General features: G+C 43.0%; 29 protein-coding genes. 23 read left to right on the top strand and 6 right to left on the bottom strand.

Translation table 11 applies throughout. From position 1 onward, the window contains the following. Positions 1-262 precede the first annotated feature (262 nt). From J5A56_RS01305 to J5A56_RS01370, 15 genes are read left to right on the top strand one after another with little or no spacing between them, the layout of a single operon-like run. A complete protein-coding gene (locus J5A56_RS01305) occupies positions 263-664 on the top strand; it encodes a hypothetical protein (RefSeq protein ID WP_021672872.1) in 402 nt (133 codons plus the stop codon). 12 nt (positions 665-676) lie between these two features. Then, positions 677-2,671, top strand: a complete 1,995-nt coding sequence (locus J5A56_RS01310; protein ID WP_021672871.1) for a hypothetical protein — start codon at positions 677-679, stop codon at positions 2,669-2,671. Between the two features lie 24 nt (positions 2,672-2,695). Beyond that, the gene (locus J5A56_RS01315) at positions 2,696-3,571 is read left to right on the top strand and encodes an AAA family ATPase (protein ID WP_021672870.1); all 876 of its coding nucleotides are present in this window, start codon (positions 2,696-2,698) and stop codon (positions 3,569-3,571) included. Further along, positions 3,571-4,245, top strand: a complete 675-nt coding sequence (locus J5A56_RS01320; protein ID WP_021672869.1) for a bifunctional adenosylcobinamide kinase/adenosylcobinamide-phosphate guanylyltransferase — start codon at positions 3,571-3,573, stop codon at positions 4,243-4,245. Before J5A56_RS01315 ends, J5A56_RS01320 begins: the two co-directional genes overlap by 1 nt. Further along, positions 4,242-4,475: a hypothetical protein gene (locus tag J5A56_RS01325; protein ID WP_021672868.1), complete on the top strand. Its 234-nt coding sequence runs from the start codon at positions 4,242-4,244 to the stop codon at positions 4,473-4,475. The genes J5A56_RS01320 and J5A56_RS01325 overlap by 4 nt, the downstream gene beginning before the upstream one ends. Before the next feature lie 2 nt (positions 4,476-4,477). Continuing rightward, positions 4,478-4,768 carry a hypothetical protein gene (locus tag J5A56_RS01330; protein WP_021672867.1) on the top strand — a complete coding sequence of 97 codons (291 nt, stop codon included), beginning with the start codon at positions 4,478-4,480 and terminating at the stop codon, positions 4,766-4,768. Between the two features lie 6 nt (positions 4,769-4,774). Then, positions 4,775-4,963, top strand: a complete 189-nt coding sequence (locus tag J5A56_RS01335; RefSeq protein WP_021672866.1) for a hypothetical protein — start codon at positions 4,775-4,777, stop codon at positions 4,961-4,963. Continuing rightward, complete coding sequence (locus J5A56_RS01340; RefSeq protein WP_021672865.1) at positions 4,951-5,214, top strand: hypothetical protein; 264 nt, start codon at positions 4,951-4,953, stop codon at positions 5,212-5,214. Before J5A56_RS01335 ends, J5A56_RS01340 begins: the two co-directional genes overlap by 13 nt. Positions 5,215-5,219: 5 nt before the next feature. Further along, positions 5,220-5,672 (top strand): hypothetical protein, encoded by a 453-nt coding sequence (locus J5A56_RS01345; protein WP_021672864.1) that lies wholly within the window; start codon positions 5,220-5,222, stop codon positions 5,670-5,672. 23 nt (positions 5,673-5,695) lie between these two features. Further along, positions 5,696-6,142, top strand: a complete 447-nt coding sequence (locus J5A56_RS01350) for a DUF4494 domain-containing protein (RefSeq protein WP_021672863.1) — start codon at positions 5,696-5,698, stop codon at positions 6,140-6,142. A gap of 17 nt (positions 6,143-6,159) precedes the next feature. Beyond that, entirely contained in the window at positions 6,160-6,723 is a 564-nt protein-coding gene (locus tag J5A56_RS01355; RefSeq protein WP_021672862.1) for a host-nuclease inhibitor Gam family protein, read from the top strand. After that, entirely contained in the window at positions 6,720-6,905 is a 186-nt protein-coding gene (locus tag J5A56_RS13340; protein ID WP_081691307.1) for a YuiA family protein, read from the top strand. Before J5A56_RS01355 ends, J5A56_RS13340 begins: the two co-directional genes overlap by 4 nt. A gap of 23 nt (positions 6,906-6,928) precedes the next feature. Continuing rightward, entirely contained in the window at positions 6,929-7,210 is a 282-nt protein-coding gene (locus tag J5A56_RS01360; protein ID WP_021672861.1) for a hypothetical protein, read from the top strand. Beyond that, positions 7,170-7,727 carry a phage virion morphogenesis protein gene (locus tag J5A56_RS01365; RefSeq protein ID WP_021672860.1) on the top strand — a complete coding sequence of 186 codons (558 nt, stop codon included), beginning with the start codon at positions 7,170-7,172 and terminating at the stop codon, positions 7,725-7,727. The genes J5A56_RS01360 and J5A56_RS01365 overlap by 41 nt, the downstream gene beginning before the upstream one ends. Then, complete coding sequence (locus J5A56_RS01370) at positions 7,724-8,161, top strand: hypothetical protein (protein ID WP_021672859.1); 438 nt, start codon at positions 7,724-7,726, stop codon at positions 8,159-8,161. Before J5A56_RS01365 ends, J5A56_RS01370 begins: the two co-directional genes overlap by 4 nt. Before the next feature lie 150 nt (positions 8,162-8,311). Here the strand turns inward: J5A56_RS01370 and J5A56_RS13345 are convergent, their stop codons facing one another. The 6 genes from J5A56_RS13345 to J5A56_RS01400 all read right to left on the bottom strand — a co-directional run bounded on the left by J5A56_RS13345 (position 8,312) and on the right by J5A56_RS01400 (position 13,730). Beyond that, entirely contained in the window at positions 8,312-9,577 is a 1,266-nt protein-coding gene (locus tag J5A56_RS13345; protein ID WP_231370834.1) for a phage head morphogenesis protein, read from the bottom strand. A gap of 122 nt (positions 9,578-9,699) precedes the next feature. Continuing rightward, positions 9,700-11,025 (bottom strand): phage portal protein family protein, encoded by a 1,326-nt coding sequence (locus J5A56_RS01380; protein ID WP_021672857.1) that lies wholly within the window; start codon positions 11,023-11,025, stop codon positions 9,700-9,702. Positions 11,026-11,030: 5 nt separating this feature from the next. Continuing rightward, positions 11,031-11,450, bottom strand: coding sequence for a phage protein Gp36 family protein (locus J5A56_RS01385; RefSeq protein ID WP_021672856.1), 420 nt, complete (start codon positions 11,448-11,450; stop codon positions 11,031-11,033). A gap of 4 nt (positions 11,451-11,454) precedes the next feature. Then, positions 11,455-11,685 (bottom strand): hypothetical protein, encoded by a 231-nt coding sequence (locus J5A56_RS01390; protein WP_021672855.1) that lies wholly within the window; start codon positions 11,683-11,685, stop codon positions 11,455-11,457. A 1-nt stretch (position 11,686) separates the two neighbouring features. Then, a complete protein-coding gene (locus J5A56_RS01395) occupies positions 11,687-13,249 on the bottom strand; it encodes a hypothetical protein (RefSeq protein ID WP_021672854.1) in 1,563 nt (520 codons plus the stop codon). Between the two features lie 7 nt (positions 13,250-13,256). Beyond that, complete coding sequence (locus J5A56_RS01400; RefSeq protein ID WP_036920370.1) at positions 13,257-13,730, bottom strand: terminase gpP N-terminus-related DNA-binding protein; 474 nt, start codon at positions 13,728-13,730, stop codon at positions 13,257-13,259. A gap of 179 nt (positions 13,731-13,909) precedes the next feature. On the opposite strand from J5A56_RS01400, the gene J5A56_RS01405 reads away from it, so the two are divergent. The 8 genes from J5A56_RS01405 (at position 13,910) to J5A56_RS13815 (ending at position 18,820) form a co-directional block, all read left to right on the top strand. Beyond that, entirely contained in the window at positions 13,910-14,860 is a 951-nt protein-coding gene (locus J5A56_RS01405; protein ID WP_021672852.1) for an HK97 family phage prohead protease, read from the top strand. Positions 14,861-14,897: 37 nt separating this feature from the next. After that, positions 14,898-15,959: a hypothetical protein gene (locus J5A56_RS01410; protein WP_232727093.1), complete on the top strand. Its 1,062-nt coding sequence runs from the start codon at positions 14,898-14,900 to the stop codon at positions 15,957-15,959. Positions 15,960-15,987: 28 nt separating this feature from the next. Next, positions 15,988-16,272: a hypothetical protein gene (locus J5A56_RS01415; protein WP_021672849.1), complete on the top strand. Its 285-nt coding sequence runs from the start codon at positions 15,988-15,990 to the stop codon at positions 16,270-16,272. Further along, positions 16,265-16,732: an N-acetylmuramoyl-L-alanine amidase gene (locus J5A56_RS01420; RefSeq protein ID WP_014708780.1), complete on the top strand. Its 468-nt coding sequence runs from the start codon at positions 16,265-16,267 to the stop codon at positions 16,730-16,732. The genes J5A56_RS01415 and J5A56_RS01420 overlap by 8 nt, the downstream gene beginning before the upstream one ends. A gap of 20 nt (positions 16,733-16,752) precedes the next feature. Next, positions 16,753-17,322 carry a hypothetical protein gene (locus J5A56_RS01425; RefSeq protein ID WP_231370833.1) on the top strand — a complete coding sequence of 190 codons (570 nt, stop codon included), beginning with the start codon at positions 16,753-16,755 and terminating at the stop codon, positions 17,320-17,322. Between the two features lie 282 nt (positions 17,323-17,604). After that, entirely contained in the window at positions 17,605-18,108 is a 504-nt protein-coding gene (locus tag J5A56_RS01430) for a hypothetical protein (RefSeq protein WP_021672847.1), read from the top strand. After that, a complete protein-coding gene (locus J5A56_RS01435; protein WP_021672846.1) occupies positions 18,108-18,587 on the top strand; it encodes a hypothetical protein in 480 nt (159 codons plus the stop codon). The genes J5A56_RS01430 and J5A56_RS01435 overlap by 1 nt, the downstream gene beginning before the upstream one ends. Positions 18,588-18,634: 47 nt before the next feature. Continuing rightward, positions 18,635-18,820 (top strand): hypothetical protein, encoded by a 186-nt coding sequence (locus J5A56_RS13815; protein WP_036920358.1) that lies wholly within the window; start codon positions 18,635-18,637, stop codon positions 18,818-18,820. Positions 18,821-18,831 lie beyond the last annotated feature (11 nt).

Consider the following 18,831-nt stretch of genomic DNA (forward strand, 5'->3'; position numbering starts at 1 on the left):
TGCGAAAAATAATCCCTTAAATATTTTGCATTTTGCAAAGTATATTATATCTTTGTAGCGTGTTCTATTGAGAACCGCCCCCAAAGATACGAAAAAGGGTCGAGAATAACGAGAATTATCGAGTAAAGATTATAAAAGCGAAAAAAGTTATACACAAAGGCGGCTACGTCCGAATGGTAGCGGACACGAATTAAAAGCGTCGGAGCAATGGGGTTCGATTCCTCACCGCCTACGAATGATTAATAATTAAAAAAGTGAGATAATGGAAAAGACAAATGAAACAAGCAAGATGGTTAAGCGGTATATCCACATAAAGAAGGAAGACCGTGATTTTCTTATGGAAGCTTTCGGTATTACCAGAAGGTGTGTTTTTAATGCAATCAATTTTGATTCAAAGCGTGGAAACACCGAACTTGCTGAATGTATCCGTAAAGTCGCAATAGATCGTGGTGGTATTATTATGGTTGAAGCACCAGAGGGTGAGGTCTTCCACGATTCTGATAACTATATACGTGAGTATCTTCCTGGTGGTGTTATGATTGAATTATCAAAGAGCGATGGTAGTGGCGTTGTTTTTAAGAAAGGTATGCAAATGAAGTCATACAAGAATATTCTACTCACTGATATTCCACAGATTCAAGCATACGCAGCAGCACTAAAGTAAAGGAGGATAGTGATGGAGTACTACGAAGGCAATCTTTGCATATCTTACCAAGAACTTGTAGGCAGCGGCATTATGAGTGCAGCCAATTACAAGCAAATGGTGGCACGCGACAATATGCACGTGGCAAGACGAGGTGGCGGAGCGAGTGGCAGTTGTGCTCTTGTTGTTATCGACAGCCTTCCGTCAAGATTTAAAACGAAAGTTAAGGAACTCTTCCCAGAAGGTGCACTTACACATCTGAAGCTTTGGGTTCGCAGCAACTATGAAATAGATCAAAACGCTATTGCTTTTTTCCATAGCCGTGAACAGTCTGGATATGACTTATCACCAGAGAAGATAAACGAATATGTTACGAATGCGAGTGTATTGAACTGCTGCATCAAGTTATATAATCGTGCTGCTACAGCGCAAAAGTTGATGGGTGGTAAGTATAATTGGGATAATATGGCGCAGACTATTAAGACTCTTAAGGATGAGCTCGGACATACACTCCCAACAAGTGCATTACGATTCCGCAAGAAGGTGAACGAGTACAAGCGTGATGGTTATAGCTGTCTTATAAGTGGAAAGTTTGGTAACCAAAGTGCGAGAAAAGTGGATGTTAAGACCATACAGCTTGTTCGAAGTTTAGCAGTTTTACCAAACAAACCTTTTAACAGCAATATTCACGAGATGTATATTAGCTTTATCTGTGGTGAACTTGACGTCTTTGACCCTAAAACAGGCGAGCTCTTCAATCCAGATGACTTTACAGACAAGAATGGCGAACCAAAGAGTTTGAGTGAAAGCACAATCAATAATATTTTGAATGATCCTGCTTCACGTGTGCTAATAGAAGAGTCATTATCAAGCTGGAGTACCTTTATGCACGAACAAATGCCTCACATGCATCGTCATTCTGGTCGATTCTCATTGAGTCAAGTAACAATGGATGACGTGGATTTGACACGCAAATTAAAGGACACAAAGCAGAGAGTGCACGCTTATTATGCGTATGACGTAGTTAGTCAGTGTGTGATTGGTGCAAGCTATGCGAGAAAGAAAGACGAAGGTCTTGTTGTTGACTGTTTCCGAGATATGTTCCGCTTAATAGCTCGTCAAGGTTGGGGAATCCCTGCAGGAATAGAGGTAGAAAACCACTTGATGAGTCAATATAAAGAGGGCTTCCTCAAAGCGGAGACAGTATTTCAGTTTGTACGTTTCTGTGCTCCTTTGAACTCACAGGAGAAGTATGCCGAGCCTCTAAATGGTGCCAAGAAACGCAGCGTGATACACAAGAACCACGAAGGTATCGGTCGATTCTATGGAAAAGGGAAGTGGCGTCAAGAGTACAAGAAGATCAGTGATGAGACCAACGAACTCTATGAGGATAAGGAATATTTCACCTTTGAGCAGCTCGTTGCCGACGACCGCAGAGATAATGAAGAGTGGAACAACGCACCGCATCCGAATCAGAAGATGTATCCTGGTATGACACGCTGGCAAGTTCTTGAAGCTAATATCAATCCGAATCTGCTTCCTTACGATGCAAAGATGCTTGCTTATCATATTGGTGAGAGAGTTGAAACAAGCATACGAAGGAACTCAACGGTAAGAGTGGCACACGAAGATTGGTGGTTGAGCTGTACAAGTATTCTGGAGCGTCTTGCACCGAATAACTATAAGGTAACAGCCTGTTATCTTCCAAATGAAGAGGGCGAGCCACAAGAGGTGTTCATCTATCAAGGAGGAAAGTATATCGATACTGTAGAAAAGGTAAAGACTTTCAGCAGAGTTATGGCAGAACAGACTGATGAAGACAGAGTAGCATTCGTTGAACAACAGAAGAAGATAGCTAAGTTTACTGCTTACATCAAGGCGAATTCTATCGATAGAGTTGGAATATTAAAACCTACCCCACAAGAGCAGCTGGAAGAAACGCAAGAGATAGTTTGTACAGCTCCTAAGGAGGAAATACCGCAGATGACTTTGATAAGTGCAGCAGACAGAGTGGTTGAAGATATATAAATAAGATTAAAATGCCATTAGAATATGATTACAACAGGCAACAAAAAGCGGATTTTGGATGCTATAGTAGCCAACCGCAAGAATTATCCAAGTGATGCAAAGCACGCATCTGTATTAGGAATCTCTCCAAGCGTTTACAACGGCTTGAAGAAAGGACAAATTGAAAAAGCTTTAAGTGATGCAAATTGGGTGAGCATAGCTCGTCGCTTGGATGTTAGTCTTCGTGAGAGAATTGAGTGGAAAGGTGCACAGACGGAAACCTTCAAGTATATCAGTCTTCAGATGGAGGCTTGTCAAGAGCGCAGTCTGAGCGTAATATTGTGTGACCTTCCTAATATCGGCAAGACCTACACAGCAAGATGGTATGTCAACGAGCACCGCAATGCTATTTACGTAGATTGTTCTCAAGTAAAGACAAAACGTGCGCTGGTAAAGAAGATAGCACAAGAGTTTGGTGTCGGTATCAGTGGTAAATATCAAGAAACATACGAGGACCTTGTTTATTACCTACGCTCAATGGAACGTCCACTAATAGTACTTGACGAAGCTGGCGACTTGCAATATGATGCCTTTCTTGAATTGAAAGCCTTATGGAACGCAACGGAGATGTGCTGTGGTTGGTATATGATGGGTGCAGATGGCTTACGTTCCAAGATAAACAGAATGTTAGAGCATCAGAAAGTTGGTTATGCAGAGATATTCTCTCGCTATGGTGGAAAGTACAGCCGTGTTACTCCAGATCATGAAGAAGATCGTCGGCAGTTCCTACTTGAGCAGGCTCGTGCAGTAGCAAGTGTAAACGCTCCAAGTGGTACAGACATCGGCCAGATAGTTCGTAAGAGCGGAGGCGGTTTGCGACGAGTATATACAGAGATTGAGAAATTGAAGAAAGGTTCATAATGGTTAAGCGTGCATATAGTCCCAAAGAGATAGCTAAGAAGACCTACAAGACACTGCCCTGGAGTGGTAGATGGGCAGAAGCTTTTGGCTTGCCAGAGGAAAACTCAACATGGTTTATTAGTGGTGCCAGTGCTGCAGGCAAGAGTTCATTCGTTATGCAGCTGGCTCACGAGTTGACCCACTACGGACAAGTGCTATATATGAGTTATGAGGAAGGTGTCAGTCAGAGCTTCCAAGAACGTATCAAGCGTTTTAATATGGACAAGCGACAAGGCTGGTTTAGAGTAGTAACGACTGACACCGTAGAAGATCTTATAGCACGATTGAAGAAACGGCACAGTGCTAAGTTCATCATTGTAGACAGTTTCCAAGAAAGCGGTTGGGAATGGACTGAGACAAAAGCACTGCTTGAGGCTTTTCCAAGAAAGAGCTTTATCTTCATTAGTCAAGAAGCTAAAGGACAACCATTAGGTAAGCCAGCAATCAGGTTGCGCTACCATGCTGGAGTCAAAGTGAGAGTTGTAGGATTTAGAGCTTTTTGTCAAGGTCGATTCAACCCAGATGCTGGTAACAGCTTTGTCGTATGGGAAGAAGGAGTGCTTAGAACTTCCAACAAAATGTACTCAGATAAACAAATTGAGACAGAAGTAAATAATAATACACAAGAACAATGAGTAAGGAGAGACGAATTATTGAGATTACACCAGGGAAACTTAGCCCAGGTGGTCGAATGACAGAAGTCATAGAAAGCAAAGGCTTCAAATGTCCGTACTGTCAAGGTAATGGCTATCACTGGCAAGAGGACGAGTATCAAGAACCATACAAAAAAGATTGCCTAATCTGCCAAGGTAGTGGTAAACTTGATGCAGTGATTAATGTTGAGTGGAAGGCTTCAAAAGAGTAGTTATGGAAATGTTAAGATATAAGTCTGTATGTCCGAATGATAAACCAATGTGGTTATTAAAGCTACAGATGGCAATCAGTAATACTTACTCTCTGCGAGGAATAGAAGATACTGAAGACGAGTGGAAACAGTTGAAAGACTTTGTAGACTGGTTTATATCTAAGTTGTATGTTCGCAAAGACATAGCAGTGAAAAGCGATATAAGTACCTACCTTATGAGAGAAGATGGTCAGACCCAACTGCTTATCAAGCGAAACGGAAAATTAATTCAAACATATTACATTCAAAACTAAAAGATTATGGCAACATTTTTAGATAAACTCAAGAAGAGATTGCAAACATGGCATGAGGAACGTGCCGACAGAATGGAGAACAAACGACAAGCACTGCTTGCAGTATACGATCTGAACGAGACCCTTCCAGAGGTGGTATCTCACGCAAGGCAAAATTACAAAGATTGGAAGGAGGAAAAGCTATGGGAAAAGTAAATATTGGACCACGATATTATCGTGTTACTGTCATAATTAGACCAGAAGGATTTAATAATATATTATTGGATGGACTTTTTGTTTATGAAAAAGAAGCATATACTCTTTCGGAAATCAAAAAGAAGTGTTGGGAGTTTCTCAAACCTCAGATAAACTTCGAAAAATACAATATTAATCCAGATCAGGTAAAAAAGGATATTAAACTCATGTCTATACCAGTTGATTTCTTACTCAATGCGGATCAGAAATAGAAATTATGAAAAAAGGATTTAATTACACACGTTTTTACACCCTGCTAAAGAAGATGCCGGGTGCTGACAAAGAAACACTTGTGTCAAGCTTCACAAATGGACGAACAACAAGCCTGCGTGAGATGAGTGCGAAAGAGTATGAGACGATGTGCGTATCATTGGAGGAACAGATAGGCTGGAAGTCAGAACTGAAGAAGAAACGCAGTTTGTGCCTTAAGCTGATGCAGCAGCTTGGAGTTGACACTTCTGACTGGGCAAGAGTAGATAATTTCTGTCAGCATCCACGACTTGCAGGTAAGCCCTTTAGAAAGATAAGCGTAGAAGAACTACAAGATCTTGCCGTAAAGCTGCGAACAATCAAGCAAAAAGGTGGATTGAAACAATCTACTTCGCAAGAGAAACGAAGAACATCATCTACAATTGTCTATATCCCAATAGGCAATATAGCAGAAAATTAAGTATAACGTAAAAGAATTTAATTATGAGAACAAAAACAGGTGATTGGTACGAAGTCAAGATGCGCTATGACAAAGTGTATGAGGATGGACGTGAAAGGAAAGTGACCGAGAGTTATGTGGTCGAAGCTCTTTCATTCGGAGAGGCAGAGAAAGCTGCTATGGAATTCTTGGGTAGCTATGTGTCTGGGGATATTCAAATAGTAAACATCAATCCCATGAAATTTAAGGAAGTAGTCTTCAATGAAGAAGAGTCATGCGACCGATATTACAAGGCTACACTTCAGTTTATCACCCTTGACGAGAGAACAGAGAAAGAAAAATATACACAGGTTTACTATCTGGTACAGGCATCTTCTTTTGATAACTGTAAGGAGACTATCCGAAGTTTTATGGGTTCAACTATGATGGACTACCAGATAGTTTCAGTATCAGAAACTAAAATTATTGATGTGATAGAGCACAAGTTATAAACCAAAAACAAAAAACAATGGCAACAAGAAAGAAGAAAGTAATTATCACAGGCGTGAGTAGAGAAGCTGCAGACGAGGCTTTTGCAAATTATGCTAAGTCCGATGCACAAGTTCAGAAGATTAATGCAGAGATAGAACTGCAATGCGCTAAGATTCGTGAGAAGTATGCTGATAAGTTAGCATCGCTTACAGAGGAGAAAGAAAAAGCATTTGATACACTGCAGGCATTTGCCACCGAGAACCAGGCAGAGTTGTTCACTAAGAAGAAGAGCCTTGATATGCCGCATGGTGTGATAGGCTTCAGAACAGGAATACCCAAGCTGAAGACACTGAAAGGCTTTACTTGGGCAAGTGCTTTGCTGTTAGTTAAACGCTTCTTACCTGACTACATCCGCCAGACTGAGGAAATCGCCAAAGATAAACTACTGGCCGACCGTGATGGTAAGATAGCGATGGAAGTATCCGATTCTCCTTCACTTGAAGAAGTTCCTATTCGTCAGGCTATGACGGAATGTGGCATACAGGTTGTACAAGATGAGACCTTTTATGTTGAACCTAAGAAAGAAGAGACAGGCGTATGAGAAAAAATGTAGTTAAGCCACCTAAGATAGCTTTGTGCCGTGAATGTAACGGCACAGGCTTTCGAAAAAACAGTGTAGGTGGAAGCTCGACACAAATTCAGTGTCCCCAGTGTGAAGGAAGTGGAAGAGTCTTGGTAAAATGCAAGATGAACCTTGACATCCGTCCCTACAAAAAGAATTAATAACCTTTAAATCCCAGTATCAGGTGGACAGACGAAAAGGAAAGAGTTATGCAAAACGCGTTGCTGATATCAATCATATTTATGATACTTATGTGAAGACTGGACTTTCAAACCGAGAGATATGGAGGCGTTACATTTACCCTAAGTTCGGCATCAGCGAACGCACCTTTTACAATCTGCTGAAAGCATCAAGTAGCCCTACAATAAAGGGTTGCTTGGAGCTTTCAGCAGAAGGCTTTTTGTTCCCAGAGCTGTTAATAGAAGATGAAATCAGAAATCCAACATATTTTAGGAAGAATCCTTAATGATATTCGTGTCGAGCTTACGGACGAGTTTGATCAGAACTTCGAGCGACAGTCTTTCTTTGGTGAGGCATGGCAGCGCAGAAAAGGTCCTCTTCGTCCTAAAGGTCGTATACTGGTAGATACAGGTCAGCTTCGTAGAAGTATACAGAGTCGTACAACGGAAAATAGTATTACATTCTTTACTACAGAACCTTATGCAGCTATTCATAATGAAGGTGGCGAGATTGTGGTAACTACAAAAATGAAACGGTATTTCTGGCATAAATACAAGGAAGCAACTGGTTCTTTTGGGAGGAAGAAAGATGGCAGCCGTAGGAATGACAAGCGTACAGTACAGCTTTCAGAAGAAGCCGAGTTTTGGAAATTTATGGCGTTGAAGAAAGCAGGAACGACTATCAAAATACCTCGTAGACGGTTCTTAGGCACAAGTCCAGAGGTAGAGAGAACCGTAAGAGAGATAATAGAGGAAAATATTACTGAGTACATTAATTTTGACTTAGACATAACAGAACGATGAGAAAAGAATTATACACAATGCTCTGTGAGAAGCTGAAGACAGTAAGCAATGGAGCGATAAAGCACATAGATTTGTGGAACCACAATGTAGAGTTTATAGAACTTGAAGAGCCATTTGAACGCCCAGCAGTGTTCGTTGAATTTGCCCCCATTCAATGGAACGCCATTCAGAATGGTGTTGAGTATAGAGCCGAGCCGATTGTTAATCTACATGTGGTCACAGACTGGGTAGGTAGCGCAGCTGCTGATAGCGAGTTTAGAGAAAAAAGCCTTGAGGTGTTTGACCTGCTTGAAGAGATACATCAGGCACTGACCTGCATAGAGGGAGTAACGTTTAAGGAGTTTGATTTAGTTCAGAGTCAAACTAATCACAACCATGAGGATATTCTTGAGAATATAGAAAGTTACCAGTGTGTGGCAATAAAGAGGCTTTGAGCAAGAAAATAAGGCTAAACAAGAAAATAATCCGTTACTTTTATTGTGAGTAACGGATTATTTTGTATATTTGCAGTGCGTAGAGATACGTAGGGACAGGGTTGAAAGACCGTGTACCGCCTCAAGGTCGCTTTTCAGCGGCCTTATTTTTTATATTTTCAGTTCCTTTAATACCATTTCATCTGCTATATAGAAGAAGATTCTACCTGTACACTTTCGTCGTGCTTCTGTCAGTGCCTCATAGAACTTTGCACTGTGAGAAGGTATCTCAAAGACAACCGCCTCTCCTCCTTGTTTTGTAAGTGCTTTCTTTGCATACTTCACGATATTACCAGCTCCGCCTGTTACACATTTTAGGTCAGCCTTTATATTATCAAACTTGATATCGTAGGTCTGTCCAACTGGTCTGTCTACACCTTGCAGGTATTCTATATCATGTCCATTATCAGCAAGAACCTTACACATTCTCATTTCCTTATCAAACTTCTGTCTTTCAGCATTGCTGGCAGCAGCTTCTGCAATGCGTTCTAATTGTGTTACTACAAGCCCTGCATTCTTTGGTGCAACATAGGTTCTTTCCCATGTTTTCTCATCATATTTCAGAATGCGCTTAGCAGCTCCAATATTTTCGTTTTTTTGAGCTCTTATCAGTTTACATGCAGCGCAGAGTTCATTGTCAGGAATAAAGACAAGTTTCTGCTTGCCTTTAGCTATGTCACAGTCTTTGCACCGCTTGATAGTGTAAGGGTTATAATCGGGTACTGTCTTCTGCTCCTGTCCTGCATTGAAACGGAATATACCCTTAGTGTCCTTTCCTGTAGCTTCTTCCCCAAGAGCCATCGCCTCCTTGTGTGGTGTAGTAGGATACTTTGTCTTTCTCACCTGCACCACCGTACAACGGCAGTTCCAACCATTTGGAGGGTAATATTCTTCCCAAAATGGGTCAGTAATAGGAAGTGTTACACGATTAAGTGCTGCATGTTCTGGGCGTACCTTGTCATCACCAGCTGTTCGGTACTGCAAATTATATCGGTCACCATCTTGCATGAATCCCTCCCATTTCGCAGCCATTTGAGCCGAAGCTTGTACAAAGTTGTATTCTGCTTTGAGATAATTCTCATTGTAGGTACTATCGACACTTCGAACATCGTTTAAAAATTGTTCGAACGGCTTTCTATTTCCATTTTCATCGAGTAGTGATGGGAAAGCTTCGTTTAGCTCGTGAAAGGTCTTCATACCAGAGAAGATATAATTTGAGCGTTCAAGCCTTCTACGCATTCCTTCAGACATTTTTACCTGCTTAAATGAGGAATCCAAGACTGATGCGTGTGCATTAATGAACTCCTGGATCTTTGGCTTTTCAAGAATTTCAATCCGAAACTGTGACCCCTCTACTTTATAGAGTGTCTCCATCATGCTACTGAAAAGAGCAGAGAGTTCTTTCCTTATATCTTCCTCACGACTGAAAGTTGCTTGTAAATTCTCTTTTCCAAGCAATTGTGCATAACGCTCATGCAGCCCCTCATAATCAGAGGGGCTTAGTCGAAAAAAGGTTGCTTTGCGTTGTGTTGCTTCTTTTTCTCTCCCTTGGGTGTATTATCATCCTCTGGGTTTTCATTGCCTCTCAGTGGCTCATTAGGGTCTAATATAGGCATTTGTCTACGTTCACCCACAGGGATATTATACTTTTCCTCAAAATAAGAAGGTGCTACCTCGTAATTGTTCAATACAAGTTGTTCATAAGCAATTTGCTGCTCTGGAGTATAGTCGACGCTGTAGTCCCAGTCGAAACGAATACCCTTAAGCGGGAAGCCATGTTGTACCATACGCGGAATAAGTTGATTATTCACCACATCACGTAAGGTATCACAATCTGCTTCTACGAGGTTCTGGAAAACCTCAAGATGTGTTTCTGACTGTGAGAGTGAAGAACCATCCTCTATTGTCATCGTTTGCCCAATAATCAGCTTAGATAGTTCAGAGTTTGCTCTATCTATTCGTCTGTCGTAAACATTAAAGGCATCTCCTTTGCTTGATTCTACAACCTCAATCTCGGTACCCTGATGGAAGATAGCCCAACCTTCCGTTCCCATGTCTGCCATCATCTTCTCCATCTTAGACAGCTCTTTATCGTCACGTGTTGTGGTACGAGCTATTCTCATAGGCATTCCGAATATCTCGGCAAAGGTGTCCCAAAAGGCTAAAGCATTCTTCTTAGGTATAGTTTGAGTGGCAGCCTTGAGATATAATCCAAGATTATCAGTCTGTCCGACTTCTATAAGCCAGTCGGTAAATGGTGGCTTATGATAATCGATTCCAGTCTTCCAATCATCACCAATCTGCTTAATGACTTTTCCGTATTCAGGAATAACGTGTTTTCTTGGGATAAGTTTTACACCATTATAATAAAGCATATTATTGGCATCAGTCATCAATTCACCAAGTTCAATGAGTGAATGCCCCCAATAATTAGCATCCAGCGCATATTTCATAAACTGCTTGAACCATGATTTATTGAAATAATCGGCTGCTTGTTCGTCTTCGTCTCCCTTTTCATTCACCAATTTAAACGATCGTGACAAAACAAAACCTTCACGCTGCTGAATACAGCCAGAGAGGTGCAAATCAACCTCTACATCTTTATAAATATCGTAAAGACGCTGCCTATTAGGATTCTCAACATTGATAGCCATCTGCCATGCAGTACGCCAATCTCCGATATCCTTACGAGTAAGTGAATCCGTGGTACGTTGTAGTTCCATGACAGTCTTCCGAAAGCGTTTAGCTTCGTTCTTTGCCAATCGGAGTGTCCCAAAAGGTGTTTGCGCTAATGACTTATTATTTGTCTTCTTATTTTTTGCCATAGTTTTTACCAATTATATCGTTGTTTCTTTTGGCTACCATATTTCATCGGTAGTCCAATTGTTTCTCCATTTTCATCAAGCGCAAGTGGTAAGTCTGGTATGATTTTCCCAGCTTGTACACCTTCAAGCCATTTGACAGCACGTTCATATCGTTCCTTACGGATTTCCATACCCATTTTCTGTGGTGTAGACGCAGCCATGTGATAAATAGCAATATCACAGGTATACATTACTACAAGCCTATTGCGCTCACTGTCTGAAGCTTTGAAAACGGCATCTGTATCGTATTTAGGACGGAGATATCCTGCTATTTCCTCGATTGCTTCCAGTTCAGCATTGGAGCGGTTCTCTGCACTGACTTGAGAAACGACCTTGAGTGCCTGATCTCCAATGACAACCTTATAATCTTCATCAGTTATAAACATAAGCCTACATCGTTATATATAAAGCCTTTTTCTCTATATCTCTCATAGTAATTCCCTTTTTGAAGATACCATGTGAGAGGAACTTCTTAACTTCCTGCTTGGAAAGTACCTCAAACTTTCCTTTAATCACAATTACCATATATTTACGGTGTGTGATATGACGGAATTTGTCTGCTTTCTTTATGGCACGCTTTAGGCGAAAACCAAAAATGATGTCTTTAAATAGTTTGAACATGTTACCATGAGTTTTTTGAAGACGGACGACGTCCGAACCTCGGTGAATAAATCTGTTGTCTTGCATTCTTTTGTAAGATGTAGATAGCTCCCTCGTCAGCATCTGGTGCATCATCATTACCACTCATACCTTTTTCAAAAGCAAGAGTTTGTTCAACACCTGCTATCATATCAGGATCATCTTTTTGTGATGCATCATAATAGACAAAGCCTCTCTCCCATAGTGGACTGATAGCTTCAACACGCTGGAACTTATCTGGTTTTTTACGTGTGTCACCTGTAATTGGTAGCTGATAACCTCGCAGGTTTCCCTCAACTGTAAAATCATCAAGGATAATATCTTGCATAAAAGAAGCCTCCATTGCAAATCGTATTGCTATTCCTACATCCAAACTCCATTCATAGAGGTCATAGCACCAGCGTACAAGTTCAGCTACCGAAGCTTTTCGGACGAAAGCTTTTAGATGCCAAAGAGAAGTTCCATGTTTTCCCCATAGCTTAGCAGCTTTTGTATCATTAGATTTCTTGCTCTTCCATGAAGGGTCAATATAAAGTACGAATTCAGAGAATTCTTTCCATTTTGGACGCTTGGCATAACGTATCCATTCTTGACGAAAGACAGTTCCTTCCACAATAGGGTTATGCATCATCTCCTTGTTCCAACCTCTATATCCAACAAATTCAGCATATTCACGTGCCTCCTCTTTGGTCCACTTTTCTTGCCAAACAGGATTCCCCTCATTATCGACAGCGTATATCGTTGACACATGAACACCCTTTGTCTTACAGATGTTGGCAAGTACAGATGTTTTGGAAATGAGGTTACCAACCATAATAAAACGTCCACGTCCCACATCAAGCGTACCGAAGAGAGCCTCCTTTACCCAGTCTGTGAGTTCACGCACACGTCGTTCATTACGGCAAAGCTCCTCATCATCAAGGTCGTCAATAACTATGTAGTCAGGACGTGATTCGCGCTTTCTGAGACCACGTGGGGATTGTCCTCGTCCACAAGCAAGAAAATATACACCATCCTTAGTGTTAAATTCACCCTCAGTCCAGCTGCCTATAGACATCTGTTTACCAAAGTCAGCAATAATACGCTTGTTATATTGAAGCTCTGCCTGAATATCTCCGAGAAGACGAATAGCACTCTCCTCGGACTTACCAACTATCACCATGAAATTAATGAGCCGTTTTGGCTGAAACATTAACCAAAGCGGTGTAAAGATATCCATGTGTGTTGACTTTGCATGACTACGTGGCCATTTAAAGACAGCCTTAAGGTTTGATGTGTTCTTTACCTTGAGCGCAGCTGCGTTATGAAAAGGTGCATTATGTATGGTACGAATGACTTCTCCTGTGGCTTTATCTCGCAATTGGAGGAAATGCGGAAAGTAATACTCACAAAAGGCGGCATAATCTTTCTGTAAGCGTTTAATACGTTGCTCTTTTTGAAGAGTTGTTTCGCGTACAAGGCTTTTTGTGTCGGTGATAGCTTGTATCTGTCGACAGTGCTCTTGCCATTCCTGTTGTATTTGTTTTAATTCCGCAATTGTAGCCATAGTCTATTTATAAAGAAGAAGGGTTCTGCATTCGCTCCATAAGGAACTTGTTCTGATACTTATTGATAGCCTTAACAAGTTCTGGGGTAATATCTGGGTCGAAAGAAGCCTGGTCTTGAATCCATCTATTGAAAGCCATAAAGACTTCAATAGCATCAATGACATTCGCCTTCTTATCAAGTTTCTCTATTGTTGCTGATAATTTAGAAAGCTTATCTGCTAACGAACCAATAACTGTAGGGTCATCAGATTTGTTGACATTCTCAATTAGACCATCAATAGTTAGAAGAAGCTTGTTCACGAGTTCAGGGCGTGATATGTTTTTTGCTGCACGAGCTTCTTTCCACCCTTCGGTGGTACACCATTTAGAGACGGTGACACGTGACACGCCTAATTGGTCGGCTATCTCCGTCTGTTCCATTCCAGAAAGGTATAATGATCTTCCGATGGATTTTTTCTTTTCTACTTCTGCTTTTGTCATAAAATCGTTTTGCTGGATTGTGTTAAATCTACTGCAAAGTTGCTCCTTTTTATATAGGTTAAAAGAAAGTGTGCAACGCTTGCACAGATGTGTGCAAGCATTACGTACTTCCTTTGTAGATAGCTGTAAATAACGCAACTTTGCAGCAAATATGATAGTTGAGATAAAATCATAAAAATATGAGTAAGGCAAAACGAGTAAGAATTAGCAACGAAAGCCTGAATAGTTACGGATTCAGAGTCTTGACCAGCGGAATGGAAATTGGTCAATATAGTCGAAATCCTGTACTACTCTATATGCACGAGCGTGGTAATGTGATAGGCTATGTTAAAGACCTAAAGGTTGAGGATAACGAGATAACAGGTGAGCTTATGTTTGACGAAGCATCAGAGTTAAGTCAGCGTTGTAAAAAACAATGGGAATTCGGATCTCTCAAGATGGTCAGTGTAGGCATAGATATTTTGGAGATGAGTGAAGATCCTAAGTTTCTCGTAGAAGGTCAGCTTCGTCCAACTGTTACAAAAAGTAAACTCTTCGAGGTATCGTTGGTAGACGTTGGTGCTAACGACGATGCTATTGTTCTTCAGAAAGATGGTCAACGAATAGAATTAGGCAAAGATGGTGGTATGGTGCTACCTCTTCTACATAACAATAATAACAATCAAAAAGAAAAAGAAATGAATCAAGAGAAATTAGCCCTTGAGTTAGGTCTTGCAAAAGATGCTGATGAGGCAGCTATCAGTGCTGCTTTGGCAAAACTGAAGACAGAATGTGCAGAAGCCAAAAAACTGCGTGCAGAATGTGACACTTTGCGTGTCGCACGTATTGAGACTCTTGTGAACGGAGCTGTTGCTGAGAAGAAAATCGGTGAGGACAAGAAACAGCAGTTTTTGGAACTGGGAAAGAAGCTCGGTGCCGAAGCCCTGAAGGCAACCTTTGATGCCATGTCGCCACAGGTGAAGCTGAGTTCCATCGTAGGCAATCAGGGTGGAGCTCCGTCTGGAGGAAATGCCGAATACAAAAAGCTGAGCGAGGTTCCTGCAGAAGAGTTGGAGAAGCTCCGTGAAGAGAGCCCCGCACAGTACAAGAAGCTGTACAAGGCAGAATACGGTATTGAATGCGAGATTTAACATGTATAACAACAAAAATCAGAAAGCAATGACAAGAATGATTGCAATGTTTATGGCGGTTCTCATGAACTGCCTGGTAGGCGGCACCCTTGCCGTCGCTGCCGGTCTGTCTCCCATAACGGGTGCCGTCGGCATGAACGTACTTGCTGCCGTCATCGGACAGGCGGCTCCCGCCGGAAGTCTCCGTGCGGGCGTCTATACCGAGATATGGACTGGTGAGCTGGTGAAATACCTGCGCCGTGGTCTGGAGGCGACTTTCCTTGACGGCATTCCGGACAGTTCGAGTATCGTGAACAACGATGTCATCCACCTTGTAGAGGTCGGCGTGGACCCTGACGTATTGATCAACAACACGACCTATCCTATTCCCCTCCAGGCACTGGATGACAAGGACATCGCCATCAAGCTGGACAAGTTCCAGACGAAGGTAACACCCATTACCGATGACGAACTCTACGCATTGAGCTATGACAAAATGGGACGCGTGAAGGAGAGCCACGGCAATTCAATAAATGACGGGAAGTTTGCCAAGGCCGCCCACGCTTTGTGTGCGCAAGAAGACACTGCCACCACGCCAGTGCTGAAGACTACGGGCAAGCGCGATCCGGTAACGGGACGCCTGAAGATGACGCCGACCGATTTGCTGAACCTGAAACGTGCGCTGGACAAGCTGAAAGTTCCTGCCCAGGGACGTCGCCTCGTGCTTTGCAGCGATCATGCGAACGACCTGCTGGAAGTATCCCAGGTGTTCAAGGAACAGTACAACATCAACCGCAATGACGGCACGGTAGGCAGGCTGTACGGCTTTGACATCTATGAGTTTGCGAACAATCCGCTGTACACCACTGCCGGCAAGAAAAAGGATGTCGGTGCCAGTGCTGCGACCGGTGAATTCCAGTGCTCTTTCGCCTTCTATGTACCTCGTGTCTTCAAGGCTACGGGTTCCACGAAGATGTACTACAGTGAGGCATCGACGGACCCGCAGAACCAGCGTTCACTCATCAACTTCCGCCACTACTTCATCTGCATGCCGAAAAAGACAGATGCTGGTGCAGTGATGATGAGCGGCTACAAGGACCCCAGCCTTCCTGAGGGATAAATCAAACCATAAAACAGATAACAAGCGTATGAAACTGAAAGTAACAAATGCGTTCCGCGACAGGGACGATCATGTAACAGTGTATGACCCGGATACCATTCTGGAGGTGAAAGACAAAGACCGTGCCCAGTCGCTCATAGACCGTGGCCTGTGCAAGGAGTTCAAGGGCAAAACTGCCCCTGCATATATCCTCGGCACAGAGGAAGATGGCAGCCAGCCGGACGAAAGTGAGGGCGGTACGGACGAAAATCCGGATACCGGCGCAGCAGGTCAGGAACAGAACCCTAACTCCAATCCTGAAGGCGATGAGTAAGCCGATAAAGTATCTTGTAATCCACTGCACCGCCACGCCGGAAGACCGTGAGGTAAGCTCCGCGGAGATACGCCACTGGCACACCGACCCGGTAAGCAAGGGAGGGCGTGGCTGGAAGCAGGTGGGTTACACGGATATGGTGCACCTCGACGGAAGCATAGAGCGGCTGGTGGACAACAATGAGGATGCCAATGTTGACCTGTGGGAGGTAACGAACGGTGCTGCGGGCTACAACAGCATCAGCCGGCATATTGTATATGTGGGCGGCTGCGACAAAACGATGAAGCCTAAGGACACCAGGACTGCCAAGCAGAGCGAGGCTCTGAAACGCTATGTCGTGGACTTTCATCGCCGTTTCCCCCAAATACGCATCGTTGGACACCATGAACTGAACCCAGGCAAGGCCTGTCCCTCCTTTGACGTGCAGAAGTGGCTGCTCGAAATAGGAATCAGGCAGTAATGCCCTAATATGACAAAGGTATGGAACTCAGTGAAATTATCAATCTGGTGCTGGGTGGCGGCCTGGTGGCTACGATACCAGCCATCATCACATTGAAATCGACCGTGAGGAAAGCGAAAGCGGAAGCAGAGAAAGCGGAAGTAGAAGCCGAGACAGTCCGGATTGATAACACTGAGAAAGCCACCCGGGTACTTATTGAGAATATTGTAAACCCTTTAAAGGAAGAACTCAATGAAACAAGAAAAGACCTCAACGCGACCAAGCGCGAGATGGCACGCCTCCGCAAGGCCATCGACGATGCTAACAGCTGCCGTTATAGCGATGACTGTCCTGTGCTTCACCGCATGCGCATCGAGCAGAAAAAGCGTGAGCCGGGAGACAGCCACGAGCCAAGAGGCGAACCGCCTCGACGTGGACAGCACGGTGAGCGTCGTAGAAACCTGGCGAACGCCCGTGAAGGTGCCGATGTCGGCTGTGAGCCTGACACTCAGTCTGGACTCCCTACGCCTGCTTCCTCTCGGAGCAGGATACACAGCACGTCAGGGACAGGCGAATCTGAAAGTAAGGAGAAAGGCTCCAAGCACAGCTAAATCTGGACAGAGTGCAACTGAACCTGGACAGATTGTAATTGAGGCCAGTTGTGACAGCCTTGAACTGGTTTGCTCCAGTCTGACAAAGACGGTCAGTACTCTCAAAAAGCGTCTTGCCCGTCAGCAGAAAGTTGGTGAGTTCAAGTATGAGGAGAAAAAAAACAAGTCCCCTTTTAATACTGTTCTAACAGCATTTAAATGGCTTTTAATAGGCTTTGTGACGGGTTTAATTTTATCGAAGATTAAGGCTATTATTTTATTTATAAAAAGGAAAATAAGAATATGAGCAAAAACAAATTCATCTACGGCATCGCAGCCGTTAAGTTCAAGGAAAAAACTGTAGGCTACATTGAAAAAGGTAGCTGGGATTGGGGAGGCTCAAAACCCGAGAGTACCGATGTAGAAGCTGAGCAGGTTCCTGATGCCCCTGTACTCACTCTTCTTCAGAAGAATAGTCAGGTAAGTCCATCGTTCAATCTTATCCAGCTGGATTATGAGAACCTGCAGGCTGTGCTTGGTGGTAAGCTCGTGGAGACTGGTCAAGATCCAAACAAGAAGGTAACAGGCTGGCAGGCTCCATCTACCCTCGTTGAATTACGAGGTCCTTGGGAAATCCAGTTTGTCAGTGGTCAGACCATGAAGATTCCTAATGGTACTATCCTTGCGAGTCTTGGTGGTAAGTTGACACTTACAGAGGTTTCTAAGGTTGAATGTCAGTTGAAGGTTAATAAGCCTGAAAATGGTGGAGCTCCTTATGAAATCAATGATACCGTAAGTGAAGGCTGATGGATGAACAATTGATTAGACGAATCCAAAGAGAGGGAGCGGAAGCCTTGCTTGACAGAGGTGTTTCCCTCCCTCTTCTGGATATAAGAATACCCTTCTTAAAGTCACCATTACGTTTTAGGCTCACGATGAAGCGTCCTACAATGTCAAGACAGCTAAAGATAGCTCATACATATCTTTCAATGAATATGACGTTGGAACAGTTCAGTTCTATGAATTATGATGCACAGATGGCTTTTATAGCACAGCATGGTAAGAAGTTCAGTCGTATTATAGCTTTAACAATAGAACAAAAGTGGTTGCCGACATCCGTAATTGCATGGTTCGTAAGGCACTTTATGCGATGGGACTACCAGAAAGGCGCATTTGAGAAGTTCGTCACCCTTATGGGGACAGAGTCTTTTATACCTATTATCAGATCAGTAGAGATGACCAATCCGATGAAACTGAGACTGAGCCAAAAGGAGGAGGGGAGTTAAAGAGTCATTGGGAAGGCTCTCATAGCCCCTTTGGGTTTGTCTGGCAAATTGCCAGTGCCACAGGATGGAGTGTAAGATATATCTTGTATGGAGTAAACTATCAGACGCTTATAATGATGCTCAGCGATGCTCCACGATATGTGAATAAGAAAGTAAGCGAAAAGAAAGAGCAAACGGAGGAGGAAGAAGCCAATGATATTGTAGGGTTCTTTCAGAGTAACCTCAAAGGATAGTAATAAAAAAC

The organism is Prevotella melaninogenica, assembly GCF_018128065.1.
In the GTDB taxonomy this organism is placed as follows: domain Bacteria; phylum Bacteroidota; class Bacteroidia; order Bacteroidales; family Bacteroidaceae; genus Prevotella.

What these genes read in the sequence shown, in the direction of transcription:
- J5A56_RS01305 (WP_021672872.1), top strand. Translation starts at nt 263, where the DNA reads ATGGAAAAGACAAATGAAACAAGCAAGATGGTTAAGCGGTATATCCAC.
- J5A56_RS01310 (WP_021672871.1), top strand. Translation starts at nt 677, where the DNA reads ATGGAGTACTACGAAGGCAATCTTTGCATATCTTACCAAGAACTTGTA.
- J5A56_RS01315 (WP_021672870.1), top strand. Translation starts at nt 2,696, where the DNA reads ATGATTACAACAGGCAACAAAAAGCGGATTTTGGATGCTATAGTAGCC.
- J5A56_RS01320 (WP_021672869.1), top strand. Translation starts at nt 3,571, where the DNA reads ATGGTTAAGCGTGCATATAGTCCCAAAGAGATAGCTAAGAAGACCTAC.
- J5A56_RS01325 (WP_021672868.1), top strand. Translation starts at nt 4,242, where the DNA reads ATGAGTAAGGAGAGACGAATTATTGAGATTACACCAGGGAAACTTAGC.
- J5A56_RS01330 (WP_021672867.1), top strand. Translation starts at nt 4,478, where the DNA reads ATGGAAATGTTAAGATATAAGTCTGTATGTCCGAATGATAAACCAATG.
- J5A56_RS01335 (WP_021672866.1), top strand. Translation starts at nt 4,775, where the DNA reads ATGGCAACATTTTTAGATAAACTCAAGAAGAGATTGCAAACATGGCAT.
- J5A56_RS01340 (WP_021672865.1), top strand. Translation starts at nt 4,951, where the DNA reads ATGGGAAAAGTAAATATTGGACCACGATATTATCGTGTTACTGTCATA.
- J5A56_RS01345 (WP_021672864.1), top strand. Translation starts at nt 5,220, where the DNA reads ATGAAAAAAGGATTTAATTACACACGTTTTTACACCCTGCTAAAGAAG.
- J5A56_RS01350 (WP_021672863.1), top strand. Translation starts at nt 5,696, where the DNA reads ATGAGAACAAAAACAGGTGATTGGTACGAAGTCAAGATGCGCTATGAC.
- J5A56_RS01355 (WP_021672862.1), top strand. Translation starts at nt 6,160, where the DNA reads ATGGCAACAAGAAAGAAGAAAGTAATTATCACAGGCGTGAGTAGAGAA.
- J5A56_RS13340 (WP_081691307.1), top strand. Translation starts at nt 6,720, where the DNA reads ATGAGAAAAAATGTAGTTAAGCCACCTAAGATAGCTTTGTGCCGTGAA.
- J5A56_RS01365 (WP_021672860.1), top strand. Translation starts at nt 7,170, where the DNA reads ATGAAATCAGAAATCCAACATATTTTAGGAAGAATCCTTAATGATATT.
- J5A56_RS01370 (WP_021672859.1), top strand. Translation starts at nt 7,724, where the DNA reads ATGAGAAAAGAATTATACACAATGCTCTGTGAGAAGCTGAAGACAGTA.
- J5A56_RS13345 (WP_231370834.1), bottom strand. Translation starts at nt 9,577, where the DNA reads ATGATGGAGACACTCTATAAAGTAGAGGGGTCACAGTTTCGGATTGAA.
- J5A56_RS01380 (WP_021672857.1), bottom strand. Translation starts at nt 11,025, where the DNA reads ATGGCAAAAAATAAGAAGACAAATAATAAGTCATTAGCGCAAACACCT.
- J5A56_RS01385 (WP_021672856.1), bottom strand. Translation starts at nt 11,450, where the DNA reads ATGTTTATAACTGATGAAGATTATAAGGTTGTCATTGGAGATCAGGCA.
- J5A56_RS01390 (WP_021672855.1), bottom strand. Translation starts at nt 11,685, where the DNA reads ATGTTCAAACTATTTAAAGACATCATTTTTGGTTTTCGCCTAAAGCGT.
- J5A56_RS01395 (WP_021672854.1), bottom strand. Translation starts at nt 13,249, where the DNA reads ATGGCTACAATTGCGGAATTAAAACAAATACAACAGGAATGGCAAGAG.
- J5A56_RS01400 (WP_036920370.1), bottom strand. Translation starts at nt 13,730, where the DNA reads ATGACAAAAGCAGAAGTAGAAAAGAAAAAATCCATCGGAAGATCATTA.
- J5A56_RS01405 (WP_021672852.1), top strand. Translation starts at nt 13,910, where the DNA reads ATGAGTAAGGCAAAACGAGTAAGAATTAGCAACGAAAGCCTGAATAGT.
- J5A56_RS01410 (WP_232727093.1), top strand. Translation starts at nt 14,898, where the DNA reads ATGATTGCAATGTTTATGGCGGTTCTCATGAACTGCCTGGTAGGCGGC.
- J5A56_RS01415 (WP_021672849.1), top strand. Translation starts at nt 15,988, where the DNA reads ATGAAACTGAAAGTAACAAATGCGTTCCGCGACAGGGACGATCATGTA.
- J5A56_RS01420 (WP_014708780.1), top strand. Translation starts at nt 16,265, where the DNA reads ATGAGTAAGCCGATAAAGTATCTTGTAATCCACTGCACCGCCACGCCG.
- J5A56_RS01425 (WP_231370833.1), top strand. Translation starts at nt 16,753, where the DNA reads ATGGAACTCAGTGAAATTATCAATCTGGTGCTGGGTGGCGGCCTGGTG.
- J5A56_RS01430 (WP_021672847.1), top strand. Translation starts at nt 17,605, where the DNA reads ATGAGCAAAAACAAATTCATCTACGGCATCGCAGCCGTTAAGTTCAAG.
- J5A56_RS01435 (WP_021672846.1), top strand. Translation starts at nt 18,108, where the DNA reads ATGGATGAACAATTGATTAGACGAATCCAAAGAGAGGGAGCGGAAGCC.